Source organism: Pseudoalteromonas luteoviolacea NCIMB 1944, assembly GCF_001625565.1.
GTDB lineage: Bacteria > Pseudomonadota > Gammaproteobacteria > Enterobacterales > Alteromonadaceae > Pseudoalteromonas > Pseudoalteromonas luteoviolacea_F.
The window spans coordinates 68066-91516 of the sequence record NZ_AUXS01000036.1 but is presented as its reverse complement, the minus strand read 5'-3'; the positions used below and the strand labels follow the sequence as shown (position 1 = coordinate 91516).

Here is a 23451-nt window from a genome sequence, read left to right as displayed (position 1 = left end):
CTTTTTATAGTCTGTATAACGCTATACTACCGTTTTTTTAGCGCTTTATCAGTATGTAGAAAACCTTTTGCTTACTTCTCAACCAGGCAGACCACCATCCGTCACCAACTCAAAACCCCTAGCTCCCTTTCAAAGCGGTCAAAGCAAGTAAAAAACTCCCCACTATTGATAATCATTTATGGGTAATTCGAAAATGACAACGTAATCAAATTGATTTAAGTCTTTATTTTGCTGATTTGTCATTGAATTGTGTACAGTTAGACCTTAGTATTGTTCAAAATAATAATACGAAATATTTAGTTTTGAGCACATTAAGCCGATTTTTCTTACTTGAAGAAGAACATAAACCACGTGTAAACGTCCCAACATGGCGTCTTAGTGCCCTTCGTATTATCCTGGCTACAGGATTAGTTCTTTGCTTTGGTATTTTCCTCAACAGTTTACCCACGGCAATTGACTATAACCTAGACTATGTTATCGCACTGACTACAGGCTTTACCCTTACCCTTGGTGCACTGTTGTTTTTAAGTAGCCATACATTTTTCATTACCGCTCATTTGTTGCTCGTCTGCATCGTAGTCGCAGGCATAATGATCAAACTTTTTATTCCTAGCCTAGAACTTGCGCATTTGGGCTCCATATTTGTTTACATCACACCTATCATCGCACTAATACTCGTTGGTAAGAGAACAGCAATATTTTACGCAGCGCTCAATATTGTCCCATTTATTTTGATACTAAAAAATATCGATATCTCTATCGTTCCAAAGGGGCAGCGAATGTATGTCGATGCGATATTGCATATCCAACTGTTGTTGTTTTTCTTCTTGAACTGCTGCATCCCTCTGGCGGTTTGGCGAACCAGTCTAGCAGCCAATCGCTTAAACAAGCACATGCATGAAAACAACACATTGCTAAAATCGCAAAAGCAAATTTATCAGCGCTTTTTTCAAAAGTCGTTTAACGCCATTATTTTGGTCGATAACCAGCTAAATGTTGTAGAAGCGAATGATAAGGCAAAACGTCTTCTAAGTATTCAAACACAACCTCTACCACTGCCATTAAACAGAATAACGCCAGATAATGTAGAGTATTTAACCTATGACAACGATCTCATAGAAGCTTTGCCTAAAACGTTCGAAGTAGATGACAAATGTATCGAAATTGCGGCTCAGGAACAGCATTCAAATGATATTAAGGCATGGTACCTTCAGGATGTTTCTGATCAGCAACAATTGCAGCAAGACTTATTAACGCTAGATGTCGCACACCAGCAAGCAAAGTACTTCGATAAAGCCACCAATTTGCCAAACAAAACCTGGTTATTGGAACAACTACAGGCGCATATAGACAGAGGCGAGCCGTTCGCACTTTTAATAGCTGACAACCTCAATAAGCACGTACTGGATTATATGATAGACGGTGAACAGCACCGTACGCTTTACGCACGAATTAACCAATTGGTTGAACAAGACGCAGAGTTGTTAGATCAAATTGCGTATATTGGCGCTGGCCGCATTGCTATTTTAGTTGAAGCAAAAGGCCCTCTCAAAGACATTGCAAATCGCTGGCACAAGCAATTAGATTTTTGGATTAAACTGGGTCAACATCAATTCCATTCAAAATATGCAATTGGTATCGCCACCTACCCTGAGCATGGTTACATCGCGGAAAGACTATTAAAAAGTGCCCTTCAAGCTTGTGAACTCCGTGCACCTAATCAAATGATTACAGTATTTGACCAACTGACACGTAGGCAAACCCTTGCTAGGCATGAAATGGCATTACTGCTTGAAAAATCAATAGAGCTGGGAGAGTTGAAGCTTTATTTGCAAAGCAAACACGATATTCAGAAAAATATTATCGGCTACGAAGCACTGGCAAGATGGCACAATAGTTTGCTAGGTTGGGTACCTCCCTCACAGTTCATTCCCATCGCTGAAGAGTTCGGGCTGGTAAGCCATGTCACGCGCACAATGCTCGACAAGGTTTGTCAGTTCATAACTGCCAACCCCGAAATAAACGTACCTGTAGCCATTAATATCAGCTCAAGAGACATTGAGGATCCTCATTTTATTTCGCAAATACAGGGGATCACCAGTAAGTATGGCGTCGCACCTCAATCCATTGAACTTGAATTAACAGAATATAGTTTTGCCGACGACCACAACCATGTCATGGATAAACTCAATGAGCTTGGCTTCATGTTGAGTATTGATGATTTTGGTACAGGGTATTCCAACATTGCACGCGTCTTAGAATGTCCAATACAACGCCTAAAATTAGACAGAAGTCTGTTGACGGATATCACTGACCTTAAAAAGCAACGCTCATTATTACTGGGACTGAAGACTATTTGTGAGAACATGCAAATTGCCTTACTTGCCGAGGGTGTAGAGACTCAAGAGGATTTCGAGAGGCTATCTAAACTAGGTATTACAGAGTTTCAGGGCTATTGGTTTAGTAAGCCTTGCAGTGCAAATATGCTAGATCTCAGTCTATTAGCAACAAACAATAAAGCCCTGTCATAATTTAGTCATACAAATATTGTTAAATGTGCATGTCAAATAATACCTATTTGGCATTTGAACTCCCCCCTTGGATTTATTTACGCTCGAGTTTCGGGCGTAACTTTTTGACCAGCTCTGGCATTTTTATTTGTAATGAAACAAAAAAACCCAGTCACAAAGTAACTGGGTTATTGCTTTCTCGATTAATTAAAATATTAACCGAGTAGCTCGCCAAGTTGTTGGCTTACAGCGTCAACCGCTTGAGTGCCGTCTAGCTTGTGGTATTTAGTATTGCCAGCTTCAGCTTCTTTGTTGTAGTAGTCAACAAGTGGTCTTGTCTGGTCATGATAAATACCTAAACGCTTACGAACAGTTTCTTCAGTGTCATCTGCACGGATAATTAGGTCTTCACCAGTTTCGTCATCTTTGCCTTCAACCTTAGGTGGGTTGTATACAACATGATAAACACGGCCAGAACCAGGGTGTACGCGACGGCCACCCATGCGCTCTACAATGATCTCATCTGCAACATCAAATTCAATTACATGGTCGATGTTGATTGCATTTTCTTTCATTGCATCAGCTTGAGGAATTGTGCGTGGGAAACCATCTAGAAGGAAACCTTTCTCACAATCAGGCTTTGCAATACGCTCTTTTACTAGACCAATGATAATTTCATCAGAAACTAGCTGGCCAGCATCCATCACTTTTTTTGCTTCAAGACCTAGTGGTGTACCTTCGCTGATTGCAGCACGAAGCATATCGCCAGTCGAGATTTGAGGGATACCAAATTTTTCCATAAGAAATTGAGCTTGAGTGCCTTTACCAGCACCAGGCGCGCCTAAAAGGATAATGCGCATATTATGTTCCTCGATTCTGAGTTTACTGTATTTTAATTGTTTGGAATTTTTTCATATTGCGCGTTGATTCTCAAGTCACTTATACCAATTGATTAGAGGATTTGTCCCTGTGTGGGGATAGATCAAACATCTACCATCCGATTGCTTAAAAACCATGCAATTATCGATATATTTTGGAAGCAGCTTGCTATCTTATATTTCTCATCAAAGATTATCGTGCGCTGTACTTACCTTATTGCCATATTCTGATTGTCGTACTTAACATTGCACATAAGACAAATACAAAAAACCCCGCTAACTCGCGGGGTTTTAAATTTATTATTTTACCAAGTGTTACAGAAATGCACCTAGAGCTTTAACTTGGTCAAGCATGCGGTTTGAGAAACCCCATTCGTTGTCATACCATGCCATAACTTTAACCAGTTTGCCCTCTACCTTTGTTTGCGTTGCATCAAAGACAGAAGATGCAGGGTTGTGATTAAAGTCGATTGAAACAAGTGGTAGCGTGTTGTACTCAAGCACACCAGCCATTGCACCATCAGCAGCAGCCTTTACAATTTCATTCACTTCGTCGGCAGTAGTTTCACGTTTCGCTACAAAAGTAAGGTCAACAAGAGAAACATTTACTGTTGGAACACGTACTGCCATACCATCTAACTTACCAGCAAGCTCTGGAAGTACTAGGCCAACAGCTTTAGCTGCACCTGTTTTAGTAGGGATCATTGATTGTGTTGCGCTACGAGCACGATATAAATCTTTGTGATATACATCACACAAGTTCTGGTCATTTGTAAATGCATGAATTGTTGTCATACTGCCCTGCTCAATACCAACTACATCGTTCAATGCTTTGGCAACAGGCGCAAGACAGTTTGTTGTACATGATGCATTCGAAATAATGTTGCTGTTTTCATTCAAAACATCGCTGTTCACACCGTGAACCACTGTCGCATCCAGATCCGTACCTGGAGCTGATACGATCACCTTCTTAGCACCCGCTTCAATATGCTTAGCGGCAGCATCGCGAGAAGTGAAAATGCCTGTACACTCGAGAACGATATCAACGTTCAATGCTTTCCACGGTAAATTTGCTGGGTCACGCTCTTGCGTCAATGCGATTTCATCGTTTCCGATAACTAATGTGTTACCAGCAAGTGTCAGTTTTTCATTAAAGCGACCGTGTACAGAATCAAACTGTGTCAAGTGTGCGTTGGTCTCTGCTGGTGCTAAGTCATTAATTGCAACAATTCTAATTTGGTCGTTCTGACCTGATTCGTAAAGTGCACGTAGTACGTTGCGACCGATGCGGCCATAGCCATTAATTGCGATGTTGATCATGATTACATTCCCCTAATTATTTAACTTCACTTGCTTGTTTTGCAAGCGCTTCGATGGCTTGCCAGTCTTTATTTGCAATTAGCGATTTATCCAACATCCAAGTACCGCCAACACAAACTACATTATTTAATGCCAGATATTTAGGCGCGCTTTCTAGCGATATTCCACCGGTAGGACAAAATGTCACTTGCGGTAGAGGTCCACCAATCGACTTAAGCATTGGCGCACCACCAGCAGCTTCTGCTGGGAAAAACTTCAAGAATTTAAAACCGTGAGCTGCAAGCTCCATTGCTTCGCTTGGTGTCGCAGCGCCTGGTAAGAACGGGATATCCGTGCTTTTTGCCAGCTCTAGTAGTTCAGAGCTCACACCCGGACTCACCATAAAATCTGCCCCTGCGTTCACAGACGCCTCAAAAGATGCTTTGTCGACCACAGTACCAGTTCCAACATATGCTTCTGGTATCGCTTCTTTAATTTGCTTTACCGCTTCCGCAGCAACAGGCGTTCTCAAAGTCACTTCAAGGGCACGTAAACCACCATTGTAAAGCGCACGTGCCAAAGGAATTGCATCTTCTAATTCTTCTATAACAATTACCGGAACCACGGGTGCTGCCGATAAGATTTCTTGTATTTTCATATTTACCTCATCCCCAATGTTGTTATTCGTCGATACCAAAGGCGCTCGCGCCCATATCTGCACTGCTTACCATGTTTCTAAAACCTGTGAATAGCTCACGGCCTGTACCAAAAGTCAGCTCTGGTTGTGTAAGTTCTAATTCACGCTTTTCTATTTCTTCATCAGAGACATGTAAAACAAGGTCGCCATTTGGTGCATCAAGTGTGATCATGTCACCTTCGCGAATTTTCGCGATAATGCCACCTTCTACAGCTTCCGGCGCAAGGTGGATAGCCGCTGGTACTTTACCTGAAGCACCCGACATACGGCCGTCCGTTACAATTGCCACTTTGTAGCCTTGATCTTGCAGTGTGGCCATAACAGGCGTTAACTTGTGCAATTCAGGCATGCCCTTGGCTTTTGGACCTTGCTCTTTAATTACAGCAATGAAATCTTGATTCAGCTCACCCTTAGCAAAAGCGTCTTGAAGTGCCGCCTGTGAACTAAAAACCTTTGCAGGAGCAGAAACAAATTGATGTTTCTCATCTACAGCAGATACTTTGATCACAGCTTTACCCAAATTACCTGTCAGTAGCTGCAAACCACCCTGCTTATTAAATGGATTAGAGACTGGTCTTAATACCTCTTCATCAAGGGAGTTTTCTGGACAAGGAACCCATTTTACTTTTGTCGGGCCTTCGCTGTTGGTCATTATCACGTTAGTATCGATGTCCAAAACAGGCTCTTTGGTATAATCGTCTAAGCCTTCACCAACAATGGTTTTTACATCATTGTGTAAGTAACCTGCGTCACGCAGCTCACGCATTAAGAAGCCCATACCGCCAGCAGCTTGGAAGTGGTTAACATCTGCGGAGCCATTTGGATAAATACGTGTAAGCAGTGGCACAACTTCAGATAAATCAGCCATGTCTTTCCAAGTAATTTGTACACCCGCAGCTTTTGCCATTGCGACCAAGTGAATAGCGTGGTTCGTAGAGCCACCTGTTGCCAATAATCCAACTAAACCGTTGATCACTGTTCTTTCGTCAACGATTTCACCTATTGGGTTAGCTGATTTTGTTTTAATTAGCTGCTCAAGCATCATTTTGACAGCACTTGCCGTTAGGCCATCACGTAACTCTGTATAAGGGTTTATGAATGAACTGCCTGGTAAGTGAAGACCCATAATCTCCATCAGCATTTGATTTGAGTTGGCTGTGCCGTAGAAAGTACAAGTACCAGCACTGTGGTATGACGCGCTTTCAGCTTCCAACAACTCTTCACGGCTCACCAACCCTTGTGCAAAGCTCTGACGAACACGTGCTTTTTCTTTATTTGGAATACCAGATTCCATTGGGCCAGCTGGTAAGAAATAGATAGGCAAATGACCGAAAGATAAAGAACCAATCAGCAACCCTGGGACAATTTTGTCACATACACCTAAACAGAAAACACCGTCAAATACGTCATGAGATAGTGCCACTGCGGTCGACATTGCGATTACATCACGTGAGAATAAAGACAGCTCCATACCATCACGGCCCTGTGTAACCCCGTCACACATTGCCGGTACGCCGCCCGCCACCTGAGCAGTTGCGTCGTATTGCGTTGCTATCTTTTTAATTAAATCTGGATATTCAATATAAGGAACATGAGCAGAAAGCATATCATTGTATGAGTTAATGATGGCTAAGTTTGGCTGGTCGTCGGCCTTCAATCGCGCCTTGTCACTGCTTGAACAAGCAGCCATTACGTGTGCTAAGTTACCGCAACCTAAGCCGGCCCTAACGCGTGTTTGTTTTTTTGCTTCTTGTATACGCTTAAGGTAGGCACTACGAGTTGTCTGGCTGCGTTTAACGACTCTTTCAGTAACTTCTTGAATTCGAGGATGCAACATAATCCGCCTCTCTGCATGTTTAGAGGAAAAAGGCTCAGTACAATTAACTGTGTACTGAGCAGCTTTGATTTACCCGTTCAAAGGTACGCTATCAGGTTGTCTCTCACCTCAACCTGACACCGGTGTCACTGTATTAACTCACATTCATGACACCGGTGTCAACCTATTGAACATTAAATTTAGATTAAATTCGGTCCATATCTAAATTATGGACAAAAAAAGCCCAATCGCTAGGGATTGGGCTTTTGACAAGTAGATGTAATTAAACTTTGCTATTTTGCAGCAGTGGACTCTCTGGTGATGAGTTTTGCTTCCAAAACTTTTTGATAAACTTCTGTCGATGGATCAGATATTTGCAGTATCAACTGCTCTACAGCCTGACGAGTCATTTCCTCTACTGGCTGCGCAATGGTAGTCAGACCAGGCCAAATATGGCGAGCAATAGGCGCATTGTCAAAACCAGCAATTGAAATATCTTCCGGTACTCTGATACGTCTTTGTGTGGCGAGCTTCAACACGGCTGCGGCCATGTAATCATTTGAAGCAAACACCGCCGTTGGCATTGGTTCTAAATCCAAGATTTCTTTTGCACTGTCAGCACCGGAGTGATAACTAAAGTTACCTTCTGCAACAAGCTTTTCTTTATATTCAATACCGTGTTTGAGCAAAGCATTTTGGTAACCACTGAAACGTTTTTCTGTTGCGCTGTGATCAGGGTGGCCTTTAATAAAGGCGATTTCTTTATGACCAAGTGATATCAAATGCTCGGTAAGTTCATAAGCACCCTGCTCGTCGTTACTTCGCACAGAAATAGAAGTATCATCCTGCAAAGCAGAGGCTACTCGAGCGAAAGGAACATTTTGGGCCTTTAAAAAATCGATTAAAACTTGCGAGTCCGAAAACGGTGGCGTCAGCACTAACCCGTCTAACCTTGACGTTGTCAGCAGCTGATCAACGTTTTCAATTAACTCATCGCCGCGAAGCTCACAGGGGTGTATCAGCAGATTATAATTAAACTTATGACATGCCTCTAACGCACCACTTTGCACACGAGTGATGTAACTCTTACTGGGATTGTCATACAAACAACCAATGATAAAGCTTTTGTTGCGCGCGAGCCCCCGCGCAATAGGATTCGGCTTGTAATCAAGCTCTTTAAAAACTTTGAGTACCTTCTCACGTGTGGCTGGACTTACATTGGGCTCATTATTAAGCACTCTGGAGACCGTTTTTTTCGATACTCCCGCGTACTCTGCCACGCTGTTAATGGTTACTTTTTTCATATTTATTCCAATCTACGAAAATTGGCTGCGGCTATGTAAACACGCTGCTGCACCAATTAAAGGAATATTATCCTGCACAACTAAAGTTACTGGAATTTGCCCTGCGTATTGAGACATTATCCCCTTTTCTGTAAACCTTTCAACAAATCGACTAGAAATCAGCCGTTCAGTCATGCGGGGTAAGATTCCACCGCCAATAAACACGCCACCCAACGCCCCGAAGGTTAACGCAAGATCACCTGCAACACTGCCAATCCAATCACAAAATTGATTAAGTGTTGCGTCACATACTTCACACTCACCCGCTCTCGCGCTGATCTGTGCTGCATTTAAGTCTTCTGATGGTAGTCCTTTAACTTGTGCCATCGCTTTATACAGTCTTGCCAATCCAGGTCCCGAGAACACGGTTTCAACCGATACATGACCGATACTCTCTTTAAGCACATGTAATAACTGTTTATCTAATTCGGTGACAGCCGCCAAACTGATATGGCCCGCCTCACAACTTAACACCGCACTGCTATGTATATCACTTACATGACATGCTGAACCAAACCCTGTGCCCGGCCCCATCACTGCAATATTTGCCCCAGGCGCCGCTTGACCTGCTTTTATTTGAATATTGTCTTCTTTTTTCAAGTACGGCGCAGCATATGCAAATGCTGCAAAATCATTGATCACAGCGAGTTGTTCAAAACCAAATTGTTTTTGCACATCTTGAGAATTGAAGTTCCAGCCTAGGTTTGTCAGAAAAACCTGTTGACCTTTTATAGGTCCGGCGACGGCAAAGCAAGCTCGGGAAGGTTTAGAAATCGTGAGTTTATCAAGGAAAGCTGAAAGAGCAGATTCAAAGGACTGAAACTCTGCACTAGGAAAAGTGAACTGATGGTCAATTGTAAACTGTTTAGAGTCTAAATCGTATTTTGTCACGACGGCAAATCGAGCATTAGTACCCCCGATATCGGCAACGATAATCGGCTCGAACGCAAGGTCATGACCATTAAAACTATTCTGTGTTGTCTGGCTCATGATGTTTTTCTCTGTTGTTGCGGTGTTCCAAACACCTTTGGGGCTTACACCCACTTGTTATCCCAAATATATAATCAGCCGAAACTTTGCACGCAGGCTGAAAAAAGAGCTGCCCCAAATGAGGGCAGCTAAATACGTTTTGACAACAAAATGATAAAACACCGACATTATGACACCGGTGTCAAACTTCATCAATAGAAATTTACAGCTTTTGTGAAATTGGTTGCAAAAAAAAAATAATCAAAGACAATACTCACGACTCCATTAAAATAGTTTTGACCATGAAAACGAAAGGAAAAGCAACTTCATTTGACATTGCACATTTCGCAGGTGTTTCGCAATCAACCGTGTCGAGAGCGCTACGAAATAGTCCACTTGTCAATGAAGAAACTCGCAGAAAAGTGTGGGAAATTGCTAAAAAGCTCAATTACAAAGTAGATAAAAATGCCAGTAATTTACGTACCCAGCAAAGTGCGACATTGGCCATTTTATTGTTTGAAGATCCTACCGGCGATGAGTCTCAGATCAATCCTTTCTTTTTAAACATGCTGGGCAGTATTACCCGTGCCTGTGCAAAAGAAGGATACGACTTACTCGTTTCCTTTCAATCGATCAGTCAAGATTGGCGTGCTGAATATGAAGACAGCCACCGCGCTGATGGGATCATATTACTCGGCTATGGCGACTATATGGACTACCAATCAAGACTACAAAACTTGTTGGCTCAAGATACCAAGTTTGTTTGCTGGGGTGCGAAAGTCGAGGGGCGACCTGATTTAACTGTAAGTTGTGACAATTATGGCGGTGGTGAATTGGCCGCTCAACACTTCATCTCTTCTGGTAAAAAGCAATGTGTTTTTATTGGGGACGCCTCAGAGCACAGCCCAGAGTTTTTAATGCGGTTTAAAGGTTTCAAGGATACCCTAGAGCAAAAGTCAATCTCATTGAGCGAAAGAAATATTGCCAATGCTATTTCCACCGAAGAATCCGGATATCACGCGACGCACTCACTTTTAGCAAATAACGTTAAATTCGATTCCTTATTTGCCGCCAGCGACTTGATTGCAATTGGCGCAATAAAAGCGTTAAAGGAAGCTGGATTGAAGATCCCAGAAGATGTCAGTGTGATTGGCTTTGATAACATCGCTGCTGCAAATTACATTACCCCTTCATTGAGTACAGTACAGCAAAACACAACCTTGGCAGGTCAGATGCTCGTTTCGAACTTGCTAGCGCTGATTAAGGGTGAGCAAATAACTGAAACTTTATTACCACCTAAACTGATTATTCGCCAATCAACATCGTAATCAAAAATCTGGCCGAGCTAATAACCTCGGCTTACTTTATTGCTTGCAGGCGTGAAACAATGACTCCCAGCGCACTCTGTTTTTAATTACCCAGTGCTGCGCAACCTGCTTGGGAGTCGACTTTTCAACATCCACCTTAGCAGACAAAGATTCTATTTCATCGTTAGTTAAATCAAATTGCCGTAACCCATTAGCTAAACATGGAAATAACTCAACGAACCGATTACTGGACACTTTTTTCAACCACCCTGACTTTGGATTACCACAATCATAAGGCAGCTCAGCATTGATCCCCCATTTAGCATCCTCTTCGCAGTCTTTGGAGTGAGCTGGAAACTCAACAAACTCTCCTGGATAAACACTCCCCACCCAATTTGGCGTCCAATTAAATATCAAAATTGCTTGCTGCTGAGCAATCGCACTTGCTAACTCCTGCCATAAAGATTGACCATCTTCGACTTGTTTAACGATAAAGTTTAAACCTAGCGCTTTAATTCTTGCTCGATCTGGTTTCTCCCAAGGTCCTGCGACATAAACCCCTTTCCCCCTTGAATCGGGTCTTACGAAAATATCATGGCACTTTCTCAGAGCACGCCAGTCAGGTAACCCTGGGCATGCGTCTTTAACGTATAAGGGATACCACCAGTCTTCACGCGTCGCCACCGAGTACGTACCTAAGTCAACTAGCCCTCCCTTATTTAGCAATTGGGTGTACTTCTCTTCCATTGTGCCCTGCCATACTTCTAATTGCAGATCGGCCTTGTTAGATTTGAGCAAATACCACTGAGCATCCACTTCAACATTGATAAACTCTACTTCATAGCCAAGTCTTATGAAAACTTGCTCGGCAATGTTGGCCAATATTTGCTGACTGGTCCAGTCATTTACCAATATCCTAACTGGTGTAGCAAAAATAGAACTATGAAAAATCAATAAAAAGAAACAAAGTTTACGCATATTTATTGCCATACTTGAATAAGCAAGTACATGTATTCCTGTTGTGCAATTCGGTTGTTACTATGACCTCATCGCAACAGGTCACTTGGCCTGAACAAGGCTACTTTGATAAAGTGTAAATATACGCTTTACAATACTCTGCGTTTTCCATTTTCACTTCACACACTTGCCTTGAATACTCTTCTCCTTCGAAGGCATCTAGCATAGACCAGTGGTCACCTAGTTGTTGTGACAAAAATACATAGCCTTCTACCCATTGAGCTTGCGAATTAAGTTCGATACCAGGGTATCCCATGTCGGCGCCCCAACCTTGCTGACAAAGCTGCCCACGCACCCACCCTTTTTTAAACTCGCCGCGCAGAGGTTTTAAGATATGCGCATTGACGCAGTTGGGTGCCAAAGAACCATAGACAAATAAACAATTTATTTCTTCACTCATAGTAGCTCCAAGACTCCACCTCACTATAACTATAGATTAATACGCTTTTTTAGCCGCCAATAAAACCTGCACGCCTTGTTTTTCATGCAAAAACCAGAACGTTTGCTAAGCTTTTAAATACGTTCTAAGTTAAAACATGCGCCTACTATCTCTGAGCTACAACCCATAACACTAAACAAGGACAATACTCTAAGTGCAAGTTCATGACTTAACTTTGATGCTTTCACTTTTTATTGCATCAATCACCGGGGCCATTGTCCTAAGCGCAGTCACCAAAATGAGTCAAACGATTGAAGGGGCTCGGTTTTGGGCTATCGCACTCGGTATTTTATCCATTGCTTACCTATCTCAGTTAACGTTACAAAGTGCACCGAGGCAACTCACAGTTGCAATCTTTAATACCTGCCTAGTTTTTGGTCATGCACTGTGGCTAATTGGTGCTTGGCACTTTGTTCACACCCCTCCGTCCACAAAGAAAATATTCATCCTAATAGCACCAGTGCTAGTGATGTCTTTGTTTTTTACTTTCGTACTGCCTGATCGTCCTATGCGTCTACTGTTAATCGGCATTTGGTTATTACTGGTAAGAGCGCATTACGGGTGGGTCCTTTGGCAACATGCGAAGCACGACAAGAATGAGTACATCGCCGTAAAGATCACCATCGTTGTCGTATTACTTGAACTAATACTTACCTTTTTTTACACACTGTATGGCGCGTTTGGCGCTCTTCCTAGTATTGGAGAACAATTCAGTTGGGTGGGAGGGTATACTTGGTTAGTCGCACTCATTGGCATTGTAGCGGGCATTCCATTGCTTATGTTACTCAGTGCAGGGCGATTTGTTCGCAAACTGGAATATGCCGCACATCACGACGAGTTAACCGATTTACTGAACAGGCGTGGCCTCTCTCGGTATTTGGATAACATTATGCCGCTATCACAAAGAAAGTGTCATTCACTCAGTGTGATCATGATAGATGTCGACCATTTCAAGAAAATTAACGATCACTTCGGTCACCAAACTGGTGACATAATACTTACGCATATTGGTAACAAGCTAAAATCGACTATGCGTGCTTCCGATCTGGTTGTTCGTTGGGGGGGAGAGGAATTCTGCATCGTCTTGTTTGATACGACCCCTGCACACACTTTACAGTTAAGTGAAAAAATAAGAGGCAACTTTGAAAAGAGCATCGAACAGATTAAACCAGAAATTGGCGAAGTGACTTTGAGCGCGGGTATCGCCTATACTGACTCCGTGTCGCAACAAGCCTTTGAAGCAACGCAAATTCATGCTGATAAAGCACTATATCAAGCTAAAAATAATGGCCGTAATAGAAGTGAGGTTTATCATATTGAAGATTCATAAACACTGAGAAAATTTATTACAAACTCCTCATAGTAAGTACAGTGTCGCTAATTTAGTTATCTTTTATCATTCGAGGACCAAATGAAGTACTGTGTAAGTTGTAACTGTGGAAATGTAGAGGTGTCAGTGAACTTTCCTCATCCTATTGAAAAATACCAAGCCCGTGAGTGCAATTGTGACTTTTGCCGTGCCAATGGCCTCGCCTATTTATCAGATCCGAACGGTACACTGTCACTGACCGCTAAAGACCCAATGAAACAGCTCAAACAAGGGTCGCTGCAAGCGACTTTTTGGCAATGTGCCCGTTGCATGGATATTGTCGCCGTCACCCACTCTAATCACAAAGAAACAAAAGGCGCAGTATGCAAAAAGTTATTCGAAGCCAAGTACCTAGTTCAGCCTTCTGTTTGTGTTAGCCCAAAAGACCTGACACCGACAGAAAAGCTCAATCGTTGGAATGCTGCGTGGTCAACTGTCATCGACACCTAGTTGTTCTGCTATTTTGTGGTTTCGCAATAAGGTTGGAGCAAGTCATGTCTAACTTACTCACTTGAATTTGAGATATTAATGCTGTCAGACAAACGTTGTTGTCTCTTTGAAAAATAGTGGGCTTTCTCTATTTCACCCCGTTGCCGATAAAATCTAGCGGCTAGACCGTAACAATCCCGAACTCGATTGGTTAACTCTAACTCTGAAAAGTGCACAATAGCTTGTTCAATTGCCTGTTTTGTTTCAGGTGCTTGATGGTCTACACGCCATAGAGCATTGTGGTAAACAACAAAAGACAACACTTCGATGTTATTTAAATCTCCCTTACTTTTTAGCAATTCCAATTGAGTAAGATCTTGGTTCATTTGCTCCCAAGGCAACAAACTGTTCTTTGTATACATCCAACTTAACCAACGATAGTAAATCTGTTTTTCAATATTTCCTTCGTAAGCGGCACTTAGTTCATCTGCATAGGCAGAAGCCCTTTGAGTTTCCCCTTGTTCAAACGCTTGCTTGGCTTCCAGTGCCTTGATAGACAAAGACAGCTCTGCGCCTTCAAAAACTTGCAATTGACGAGCATGCTCTATGAATTGTGATGCATTATCAGGTTTATCTAAAAGGATATACAGCATCGCTTTTTTGAGTTGCAAAATGCCCATTAATTCTAGGTCATTTCTTAAGTGCGCATACTTATAAGCCGTGTTGTAATTGCTTAGGGCGATGTCTAACTTTTGTTCTTGGCGCTTTCGATCCCCTCTCGCCGTCCAAGTATTGGCCAAATCTAGATATCTGGTGACACGATATTGCTTCTCTGGTGCACTAGAGCACCCTGTATTAAGGAAAATTAACAACATGACCAAGACTGCTGCTGCATACTTAATCATGCATTTCTACTCCCGAGGAACTAGGCTTTTGTTCTATACCATCTTTTAAAATTGGATGATTATTTAGCGCCTGTAGCGTTTTGTCCATTTTGTCCAGCACTTGCTGCATGCTGTGGATAGCAATCGCAAATTGCTCTCTTTCACTGTGTACTTCTTTAAGCATAAGCTGCATCACAGTCAGGCTTTCATTTAGATTGCTAAGTACAATAGGAAGTTGTCTATTTGTTACCTCACCTATTATATCTGCAGGTTGAGCATAATTATCGAGTGTTGTTTCTGCTTGTCCCATAAGTCTTTCGGTCGTCAACAAGGTGGTATTCAGCTGCTCTAAGACTTGAGGCATTTTTTCCAATAGCTGCTGACTCTGGGCCAATGTGCGTTCAGCATCAGGCAATAAATCACTGCTTTTAACTTCCTCACTAACTACCATTAAGTTATCACTGATCTTGGCAACTCGATCCAACACCCTAAATATGGCACCCGCTTCAGGGTTATCCTCTTTTTGGAAGTTCTGCAGTAATTGGTTAATACTGGCTAAAATAGACTCGATATCATCGCCTTTTTGGGCTATAAAACCCTGCTCTATATAGCTTTTTCCAAGAGCGCTACTAATATGTGGAATAAAACTATTCGGTGCAAGTTGAGCATACTGATTGGCTCGATTTAGCTCTGGTAAAATTAGCTCAAAAGTAGTCACATCATCAAAAATGGGATGCTGCTCCCCTGCCAAGACCGCATATTGCACAACTTTATTTTGGTACTCACGAAACACCCAAAGCTCGACTTCAATCAAGTTGGTGTCATGATTCAATTTGAACCCGTCTATTCTGCCTATTTTTAACCCTTTAAAATATATGGCTGGTAACGCACTTAGCCCACTTGCATCTTGTAAGATGGTTTTATAGTACGTTTTGTCAGCAAAAGTGTGATTATTTACGAGGATCATAGAAGTCAAAACAACGAGCATTACAATGCCGGCCACGCCAAAAGCGAGTACTATATTATTTGTTTTTTTGGGGCTATGCTGCATAGGCTAAAGCTCCGAATAACAAAGCATCTCATTGAGCTCTAACCGCTCATCCGCTAGTTGGCTGATAACCTCTTTCCGATTAGAGCATAAAATAAGCGTTGTCCCCTGTTCTTTTAAGCGTACCAATAGGTTTAAGACATACTGTCCCCACTGCTCATCAATTTCTGTCATTGGGGCATCCCAAATAACCGCTTTAGGTTTTAACAGTAGTGCCCGGGCTAACCCCGCAAGAGAAGCTTGCCCTGATGACAGCATCTCAGTTCTTTGTGCAAGATAATGTTGCAGTGAAAACTCCTTGGCTAAGGCGTTTATACGATGTAATTTTTCACCTTTATCCAACTCTTTAAAATGCCTGTTGAGCGGCAGCATAAGGTTTTCTTCTAAAGTTAAATTCGATATTAAGCCTGATAACTGAAATACAACACCCAAGTTCCGTCTAAACTCAGCATAGTCCTTTGAGTGCATTTGATTTACGGCACGACCATTGATAACGACTTGACCACTGTCAGGTCTAATAATGTCACTCGCAATACTGAAAAATAGTGTTTTTCCACAGCCTGAACGCCCGGAAACCACTAAACACTCACCCGACCCTACCTGAGCATTTAAGTCACTAAAAATAGCTCTATTTTTAACGCTGTGAGAAATATTCCTGAACTCAATATGCATAGCTAACGCCCTATCAAAATCACGTATAACAGTGTCAATGCGACATGAATCAAACAGACAGAAATCAGCCCTCGCCCCACAGCTTTAATATTTCGTTGTGGCACCTCAGTGATTGCTCTGTTTACCGTTAATCCGTGATAACTAGATATTAAGCTGATGAACAAACCAGATAGTGCTACTTTGACTAACATCACCACAATATCGAGCCAATGTAGTTCCCCAATGAGTTTTGCAAAAAAAGTGCTTACAGGAATTGATTGAAAGGCGTTACTCACCAAGTATCCACCAAAAATGCCACAGGCTACGAAATAACTCATTAGCAACACTAAAGAGATAATCATCCCGAGTACTCGCGGTGCAACTAAATAAGAGATAGGTGAGACCCCCATAGAAACCAAAGCATCTATTTCTTTACTGACAACCATGTTGCCTAGCTCAGTCGTTATTGCCGTTCCAGAGCGCGCCAATACAATAAAACACACAATAAAGGGTCCAAGATCCCGAACAATCGTTGAGATCAAAATGTCATAAATCCAATTACCTTGTCCGATTGCTGCCAGTAATGGGTAACCTTGAACAATGATCAAAGCCCCTATGAGCATAGCGATAAGTACCACCAATCCGAGCGCTTCAACACCGGTGAATCGCACCTGACGTACTAGTACATCAAAGCTAATGGAACGATTGCGATGAAAAAAAATAAAATCAGAGATAACGTATGCAGAAAAAGGCAAAAATCCATATGCAATCATAACTGTACCTCGTTATCAAAGTTCAGTAGATCAAGCATGAATAGTCGTCTTAACAATGAGTCATAACATTAAGGTTAGCAGAACAATCCAAATATTGGCCCCGTATTCAGAAAAAATCCCTCGCACCTGCTCACCGTTATAAGCCGTCGCTTGATAATAAGATTCTTACCCTTATATTCAATAATAACCCTAAGTAAACCGTGATCTACATGTAATCAAAAGGTGATGTGTGAACTATCTAGCTCATTTGTATCTAGCGAAGAAAAATGCAGACTCCTACTATGGCAATTTGTTAGGCGACTTTCAGCGTGGTATCGACACTCGCTCACTACCAGCAACGGTTCAAAACGGTCTAGCCAACCACATCTTAGTTGATAAGTTCACCGATCAACACACATTGGTTAAGCAATCACAAACTCTGTTTAGTGCCAAACGTAGGCGGTTTTCAGGCATTGCCCTAGACGTATTCTACGACCATTTATTGATCAAAAACTGGAATGAGTTTAGCGCACTACCCTTTGAGACATTTAAAACTCAAAGCTACAGTTTACTTGAACAACGTTTGCCAACCATGCACCAATCTATGCAACAGGTAGTCGATAAGTTAATTACTGGCGATTGGTTTTCCAGCTATCAAACCCTAGATGGAACCATTCGAGCCATAGATAATATTGCCAATAGAGTTAGATTTAAACATGAGTTTAAAGGGATCGGCGAAGAGCTAACACAACACTACGACGAGTTAGAACAGCTATTCCTTTTGTACTTTCCCGAGCTAATAAATCATGTTGCGAACCACGGCCTGGAAAACCAAAATTAATGCGCATTTACAAGTGTTTTGGTTTACAAACTAGATTAGGTTTGAAAGTATGAAGCAATCCTCTTGCTAAACAACTAAAAGAAAAACCATGAATTTGAATCAAGTTACTTTACCTGTAAAAGATATGCCTGAAGCCGTAGCCTTTTATCAATTACTCGGTTTTACACTTATTGTAGACACGCCTCACTACGCACGTTTCGAATGTCCAGAAGGTGGCAGTACCTTTTCACTGTCTTTAGAAAGTGAGTCTTTCACCAATGGTGCGGTGATCTATTTTGAACATCAAGAACTAGACAACTGGGTCGACGGATTAATTTCAAAAGGCATTGAGTTTGAACAACTGCCTACCATGGAAAGATACCTCTGGAAAGAAGCGATATTAAAGGACCCGTCCAATAATAAAATTAAACTCTATTGGGCTGGTGAAAACCGCCTAAATCCGCCATGGCGTGTAAATTAAAATCAATCACACATCAAGGCTTTGAATAACCAGGAATGTTGGCGACGTCTATGTCATCAATTTGCTCTGGTTTTAAATATTGGTGTGCATAATCAAGGTAAACACCAGAGCTCACAAAAACATCAAATAAATCCGGGTCAATATGATCCCCAAGTTTCATTTTGCCCATAATAAATAGACATTCACTCAATGGTTTTGCGTCTTTATAGGGGCGGTCCGCAGCAGTTAAGGCTTCAAATATATCCGCGATTGCCATGATCCGTGCGGGCACCGACATTTGATCTCTAGTCAATCCTTTGGGGTACCCGGTGCCATCCATTTTTTCATGGTGACCACCTGCAAACTCGGGCACCCTGCGTAAGTGTTTCGGAAATGGTAATGCCTCTAACATCTCTAATGTAATATCCATATGCTTATTGATCACAAGTCGCTCTTCTTTAGTCAGGGTGCCTCTTGCAATACTCAGGTTGTAAATCTCTTCTTCCGATAATAAAGGTTGCCCGACACCACCGATAGAAACATCATAGTCACTCGCTAAATCTTGAACCCGTTGCTGGTCCGACTCCCTCATAAACTCCCCACCAATATTGGCTCGAGACAAGAACGCACTCTCTTCATCGAGTTTATCCAATGCCAATTGCATCTCTGCTTTGAGACTTTCAGCTTTTTGTTGTTGATCCAATACCTCTGCTTCAACAATTTGCCTACTAAACTTTAATTCGATATCCCTTTTGGCAATTTCTATTTTCGCGACAACCAGCTCTATTCGATCGTAAACTGAATGCAATTTGGTGGCTTTATCCATAACATATTCTGGAATGGCGATTTTACCGCAATCATGTAACCAACCCGCCAAAGAGAGCTCATGTCTATCTGCCGCAGTCATTTTAAATTCAGCCATTGGGCCCGAAGACGCATTATGCACCGCATCAGCAATCATCATGGTTAACTCAGGCACCCTTCGACAGTGCCCCCCTGTATAAGGTGACTTTTCATCAATGGCTTTTGCAATTAGCCGTGTAAAAGCTTGGAATAAAGTTTCCATATCATCAATAAGCTGTCTGTTAGTCAGTGCAACAGCTGCCAGTGAACTGATCGAACATATCAACTCAACCAAATCGGCGGAAAATCTAACGACTTTATCTTTGCTTCGAGGGTTAATGAGTTGTAGAACACCATTGAGATCTCTTTCGTGATTTGCCATTGGCACAGTTAGGACTGACTGAGTGTGATAGCCGGTTTTTTTATCCATGGCTCTTGCAGCTGATAAATCATAGTCGGTGCAGTCATATACATCATCAATCCGAATCACGTCTTTTTTGGCTGCCGCAAGGGCAACAAGTGCACTTTCATTGGGGGAGCCGTCTTCTAAATAAATAGGTATGGCTGGAAATGGGATATCTTTACCGGATGTGCCGCCCATATGAAGGCCTAGCGGCTCATTAATTAGCGTTGCAAACTTGAGCTGAGCATCCTCAGACACCGAGTATATCGTCCCGCCTTCTGCATTACTCAAAGCAATAGCAGACTCTAAAATATGCTCAAGAAGCCGATCTGTATCATGTTCTGATGACAGCTCAATTGCCAACTTAAGCAAGTGCTTAAGTGCCACTTGGCTTTCTATGATCTCTTCTTCAGCTACTGTGCTACGAATTGACAAATCCATGGCCCATTACACCTTTACTATTTCGACTTATGCGTATAGCTGCCATCCCAATTTTCACCGGGAGGGTTTAATTGCATATCTCGCACTCTTTCGCAAAGAAGTTGATAAATTTTTCTTTGCGGCTGTAACTCTATTAGTTTAGTAAAAGCTGACAAAGCTTCCTGCCAAGATTGCGATAAATACAACTGCCATGCTAATTCATGTGCTTTAAGCTCTTCCAATTGCTCGTCAGTGATTTCTGATTTTAGTGCTATCGGCTCAAAAATTGTCACCGCCAAGTTTTTTCCTTTTACTTTTACCTTATCAATCGGCCTAAAAATGATATTGGGGCACAGTTCGTGAGTCATTTCACTGATCAAAACACCCACACCATAAAATTTGGTCAGCCCTTCCAAGCGTGAACCCAAATTGACCGCATCTCCCAAAACCGTGTACGCCCTTCGATATTCAGAACCCATATCGCCAACATTCATATCGCCAGTATTTAATCCGATCCCAATAGCGAATGGAGGAAAGCCTTGCTCAAGCATTTGTGCTTGTAGATCGTCTACCTGTCGCTGCATGTGCATGGCACATTTCACAGCAAGTTCGGGGTGGTCATCGACCAATAGCGGAGCATTCCAAAAAGCCATCACCATATCACCGACATACTTATCAATGGTTCCTTGGTACTCGAAAATAATTTTTGTGATAGGTGAAAAGTATTGATTCAAATACGCTTTTAATCGTCCCGCATCAAGTGACTCGGAGATGCTGGTAAACTCCCTAATGTCGGCAAACAACACCGTCATTACACGCTTTTCGCCTTCCATTGATGCTTGATCGGGCTGTTCTAGCATCGAAGCGATATGTGCAGGCGGTACATACTGATCGAAAATAGATTTAATTTGTACGCGCTCTTTATGCTCTCGCACAAACCCTAAACTACCAAGGACAGTCGTTTGTGATACTGTTAGCCCAAGCACCGCAATTTGCGGAAAGTCTAAACGCCACACGACCCATGCGTAAAAACTAAAAAAAATGAAGCAAGCGGTGATAACAGTCGCCAAAATTGTCATTCCCAATACCCCCAATAGCGGGAGCACTAAAGACATGACGACACCTAAAAAAACCAATAACACCACCACCGCACCATCTATCCAATCCGGTCTTGAAGGCAATAACTCCGGAAAAACAAGCCCTTCCAATACATTTGCATGTACTTCTACACCAGGGTATTGCACCCCGACAGGAGTTGTCCTTAAATCTGCATGCCCTACCGCTGATGTACCCACAAAAACGATTGCTTGATCAAACAACTCTTTGTCTACCTTTCCATTAATCACATCTATTGCGGATATATAGGGAAAACTAAAAGCAGGACCTCTAAATGGGATTGCAACACGCCCATAGTCATCGGTAGGAATAAGCGTTGTACCTAGCTTAATCCCCTGCACACTGTGACCATCACCAAAAGGTTTGGCGATGATTTCAACACTGTCAGCTAAGGTATATAGTCGCGCAGCTTCTAACGCTAGGGCTGGGTAAGCATGCTCTTTATGCTTAATCATCAGCATCGAATATCGTACAAAACCGTCACCGTCTGGTGCACTGTTGATAAACCCTGTACCCGGGCTATTTTGTTGTAACACTTTGACATTCGCGACGTGACCCGCAAAATCAGGGATAGGTAATTCCGTTGGCGCTATTTCACCTGCAAATATAGGTTCAGGTAACTTGCCGACCAAGATATCTTGCTGATGCTCAAATAACATGCCTAATACTGTATCTGTTGCGTCTAGAGTTTTAGAAAATGCGATATCTGCATCAATATCTGGTGCGACTGAACGCAAAATATCGACTGTGTCTAACTCATCGCTGCCCAAATGCTTCGCGACCTGAATCGCGGGGTTTAGTTCAGGTTCTGAAAACAGCACATCATAAGCAACAACAGATACGCCAGCGGCTACTAACTGATCCTGCAACTTTCCCATAACGTGTCTACTCCAAGGAAAGCGCCCAACCTCTATCAAACTTTTTTCATCGATATCCACGATAATAATGGGTAAAAACGACCTCTGCTGCCATGGCAGTGTTTCTTTTAGCCTGACGTCGTAGGCCAACCCTTCGAACCGCTTCATCACTTGGCCATAAGGCGCAGCCGGTGACAAAGCAAATAAGTGCAGTAGAATAAAAGAAAAGGTAATAACGCAACCGGTAGCCCACTGAAGCCGATAAAGCTTAAAGCGTTTAGCTAGGCTCATTTAATTACAAGCCCTTCTCTGGCAATAATTGTTTTAAACTCATAACCTTGCTGCTTTATATCTAAGGCAATTTGATCAAGGTCCCTATCAGTTCTGGCTGGGTCATGGCTGATTATCACTAAGTTTTTTACTTGCCCTTGAACTGCAAGTGATAACGCATCTTTGATTTGAGAATGTCCCCACCCCATTTTTAGAGGGTAATCACTGGGAATGAACTGCCCGTCGTGAATTAAATAATCGACATCTTTTACAAACTCAATCCATTGTTCAAAACTGGTCACCGGATCATTGGGCGGATACAGTTCATTATCAATGGCATAAACTATTTTTATTCCGTCGACGGTAAGGCGATAGGCACTGCCACCTCCGGGGTGGTTCATCGCTTTTCGTTCAATTAATATATCTTTGTACCACCAAGTATCATTGACTTGCTTATTCACTTGCACTTTTGCGGGTAGGTCATCAGCTTGAACAGGAAAATAGCTCCCTCCCATTTGCTGTAAAATTGCATCAGGCGCATTAGCTTCAGTTACTCCAGGCACAATGGTGATATCGCGATTGGGCATATAAGCTGGCACAAAAAATGGGAAACCCTGAATATGGTCCCAGTGATTGTGACTAAGCAAGATGTAAATTTCTCTCGGATCTTTAATTAACTCATCGCCTAGGAGCCGGATCCCAGTACCTGAGTCCAATATAATATGTGTGTCAGCTAGACTTTGCACTGACACACAAACCGTATTTCCACCATATTTAACAGTATCCGGCCCCGGTGTGGGGATCGAGCCCCGCACACCGTAGAATTTTAACTTCATTCTATGTAAACCTCGCTA

At 42.3% G+C, this 23451-nt stretch carries 21 protein-coding genes; 6 read left to right on the top strand and 15 right to left on the bottom strand.

Annotation, left to right across the window (positions count from 1 at the left end):
* The first annotated feature begins 302 nt into the window (after nt 1-302).
* On the top strand, nt 303-2531 hold the full coding sequence (locus N483_RS13455) for a GGDEF domain-containing phosphodiesterase (RefSeq protein WP_155250759.1): 2229 nt from the start codon (nt 303-305) through the stop codon (nt 2529-2531).
* A gap of 194 nt (nt 2532-2725) precedes the next feature.
* Here the strand turns inward: N483_RS13455 and adk are convergent, their stop codons facing one another.
* The 6 genes from adk to glk all read right to left on the bottom strand — a co-directional run bounded on the left by adk (nt 2726) and on the right by glk (nt 9533).
* Complete coding sequence (adk, locus tag N483_RS13450; protein ID WP_023399288.1) at nt 2726-3370, bottom strand: adenylate kinase; 645 nt, start codon at nt 3368-3370, stop codon at nt 2726-2728.
* A 333-nt stretch (nt 3371-3703) separates the two neighbouring features.
* Nucleotides 3704-4708: a type I glyceraldehyde-3-phosphate dehydrogenase gene (gene gap, locus N483_RS13445; protein ID WP_023399287.1), complete on the bottom strand. Its 1005-nt coding sequence runs from the start codon at nt 4706-4708 to the stop codon at nt 3704-3706.
* A 16-nt stretch (nt 4709-4724) separates the two neighbouring features.
* A complete protein-coding gene (locus N483_RS13440) occupies nt 4725-5345 on the bottom strand; it encodes a bifunctional 4-hydroxy-2-oxoglutarate aldolase/2-dehydro-3-deoxy-phosphogluconate aldolase (protein WP_023399286.1) in 621 nt (206 codons plus the stop codon).
* A gap of 22 nt (nt 5346-5367) precedes the next feature.
* Nucleotides 5368-7221, bottom strand: a complete 1854-nt coding sequence (gene edd, locus N483_RS13435; RefSeq protein ID WP_023399285.1) for a phosphogluconate dehydratase — start codon at nt 7219-7221, stop codon at nt 5368-5370.
* Between the two features lie 272 nt (nt 7222-7493).
* Nucleotides 7494-8504 carry a LacI family DNA-binding transcriptional regulator gene (locus N483_RS13430; RefSeq protein ID WP_023399284.1) on the bottom strand — a complete coding sequence of 337 codons (1011 nt, stop codon included), beginning with the start codon at nt 8502-8504 and terminating at the stop codon, nt 7494-7496.
* Between the two features lie 12 nt (nt 8505-8516).
* A complete protein-coding gene (glk, locus tag N483_RS13425) occupies nt 8517-9533 on the bottom strand; it encodes a glucokinase (RefSeq protein ID WP_036976201.1) in 1017 nt (338 codons plus the stop codon).
* A gap of 281 nt (nt 9534-9814) precedes the next feature.
* On the opposite strand from glk, the gene N483_RS13420 reads away from it, so the two are divergent.
* Nucleotides 9815-10840: a LacI family DNA-binding transcriptional regulator gene (locus N483_RS13420; protein WP_023399282.1), complete on the top strand. Its 1026-nt coding sequence runs from the start codon at nt 9815-9817 to the stop codon at nt 10838-10840.
* Between the two features lie 36 nt (nt 10841-10876).
* Here the strand turns inward: N483_RS13420 and N483_RS13415 are convergent, their stop codons facing one another.
* Both N483_RS13415 and N483_RS13410 read right to left on the bottom strand, forming a co-directional pair.
* Nucleotides 10877-11797: an ABC transporter substrate-binding protein gene (locus N483_RS13415; RefSeq protein WP_023399281.1), complete on the bottom strand. Its 921-nt coding sequence runs from the start codon at nt 11795-11797 to the stop codon at nt 10877-10879.
* 100 nt (nt 11798-11897) lie between these two features.
* Nucleotides 11898-12236, bottom strand: a complete 339-nt coding sequence (locus tag N483_RS13410) for a gamma-glutamylcyclotransferase family protein (RefSeq protein ID WP_023399280.1) — start codon at nt 12234-12236, stop codon at nt 11898-11900.
* A gap of 193 nt (nt 12237-12429) precedes the next feature.
* On the opposite strand from N483_RS13410, the gene N483_RS13405 reads away from it, so the two are divergent.
* On the top strand, nt 12430-13605 hold the full coding sequence (locus N483_RS13405; RefSeq protein ID WP_023399279.1) for a GGDEF domain-containing protein: 1176 nt from the start codon (nt 12430-12432) through the stop codon (nt 13603-13605).
* An 81-nt stretch (nt 13606-13686) separates the two neighbouring features.
* Entirely contained in the window at nt 13687-14094 is a 408-nt protein-coding gene (locus N483_RS13400) for a hypothetical protein (protein ID WP_023399278.1), read from the top strand.
* Between the two features lie 53 nt (nt 14095-14147).
* Here N483_RS13400 and N483_RS13395 read toward each other — a convergent pair whose 3' ends face one another.
* Genes N483_RS13395 through N483_RS13380 form a run of 4 tightly spaced genes read right to left on the bottom strand, consistent with a single transcriptional unit; the run spans nt 14148 to nt 17429 of the window.
* Nucleotides 14148-14978 carry a hypothetical protein gene (locus N483_RS13395; RefSeq protein ID WP_023399277.1) on the bottom strand — a complete coding sequence of 277 codons (831 nt, stop codon included), beginning with the start codon at nt 14976-14978 and terminating at the stop codon, nt 14148-14150.
* On the bottom strand, nt 14971-16008 hold the full coding sequence (locus N483_RS13390; protein ID WP_023399276.1) for an MlaD family protein: 1038 nt from the start codon (nt 16006-16008) through the stop codon (nt 14971-14973). Before N483_RS13390 ends, N483_RS13395 begins: the two co-directional genes overlap by 8 nt.
* A gap of 3 nt (nt 16009-16011) precedes the next feature.
* The gene (locus N483_RS13385) at nt 16012-16677 is read right to left on the bottom strand and encodes an ATP-binding cassette domain-containing protein (protein ID WP_023399275.1); all 666 of its coding nucleotides are present in this window, start codon (nt 16675-16677) and stop codon (nt 16012-16014) included.
* A 2-nt stretch (nt 16678-16679) separates the two neighbouring features.
* Complete coding sequence (locus N483_RS13380) at nt 16680-17429, bottom strand: ABC transporter permease (RefSeq protein ID WP_023399274.1); 750 nt, start codon at nt 17427-17429, stop codon at nt 16680-16682.
* Between the two features lie 229 nt (nt 17430-17658).
* On the opposite strand from N483_RS13380, the gene N483_RS13375 reads away from it, so the two are divergent.
* On the top strand, nt 17659-18249 hold the full coding sequence (locus N483_RS13375; protein WP_023399273.1) for an ACP phosphodiesterase: 591 nt from the start codon (nt 17659-17661) through the stop codon (nt 18247-18249).
* An 88-nt stretch (nt 18250-18337) separates the two neighbouring features.
* Complete coding sequence (locus N483_RS13370; RefSeq protein ID WP_023399272.1) at nt 18338-18709, top strand: VOC family protein; 372 nt, start codon at nt 18338-18340, stop codon at nt 18707-18709.
* Nucleotides 18710-18722: 13 nt separating this feature from the next.
* Here N483_RS13370 and N483_RS13365 read toward each other — a convergent pair whose 3' ends face one another.
* From N483_RS13365 to N483_RS13355, 3 genes are read right to left on the bottom strand one after another with little or no spacing between them, the layout of a single operon-like run.
* Complete coding sequence (locus N483_RS13365) at nt 18723-20375, bottom strand: HD domain-containing phosphohydrolase (protein ID WP_023399271.1); 1653 nt, start codon at nt 20373-20375, stop codon at nt 18723-18725.
* 17 nt (nt 20376-20392) lie between these two features.
* Nucleotides 20393-22618 carry a CHASE2 domain-containing protein gene (locus N483_RS13360; protein WP_023399270.1) on the bottom strand — a complete coding sequence of 742 codons (2226 nt, stop codon included), beginning with the start codon at nt 22616-22618 and terminating at the stop codon, nt 20393-20395.
* On the bottom strand, nt 22615-23433 hold the full coding sequence (locus N483_RS13355; RefSeq protein WP_023399269.1) for an MBL fold metallo-hydrolase: 819 nt from the start codon (nt 23431-23433) through the stop codon (nt 22615-22617). Before N483_RS13355 ends, N483_RS13360 begins: the two co-directional genes overlap by 4 nt.
* Nucleotides 23434-23451: the final 18 nt, after the last annotated feature.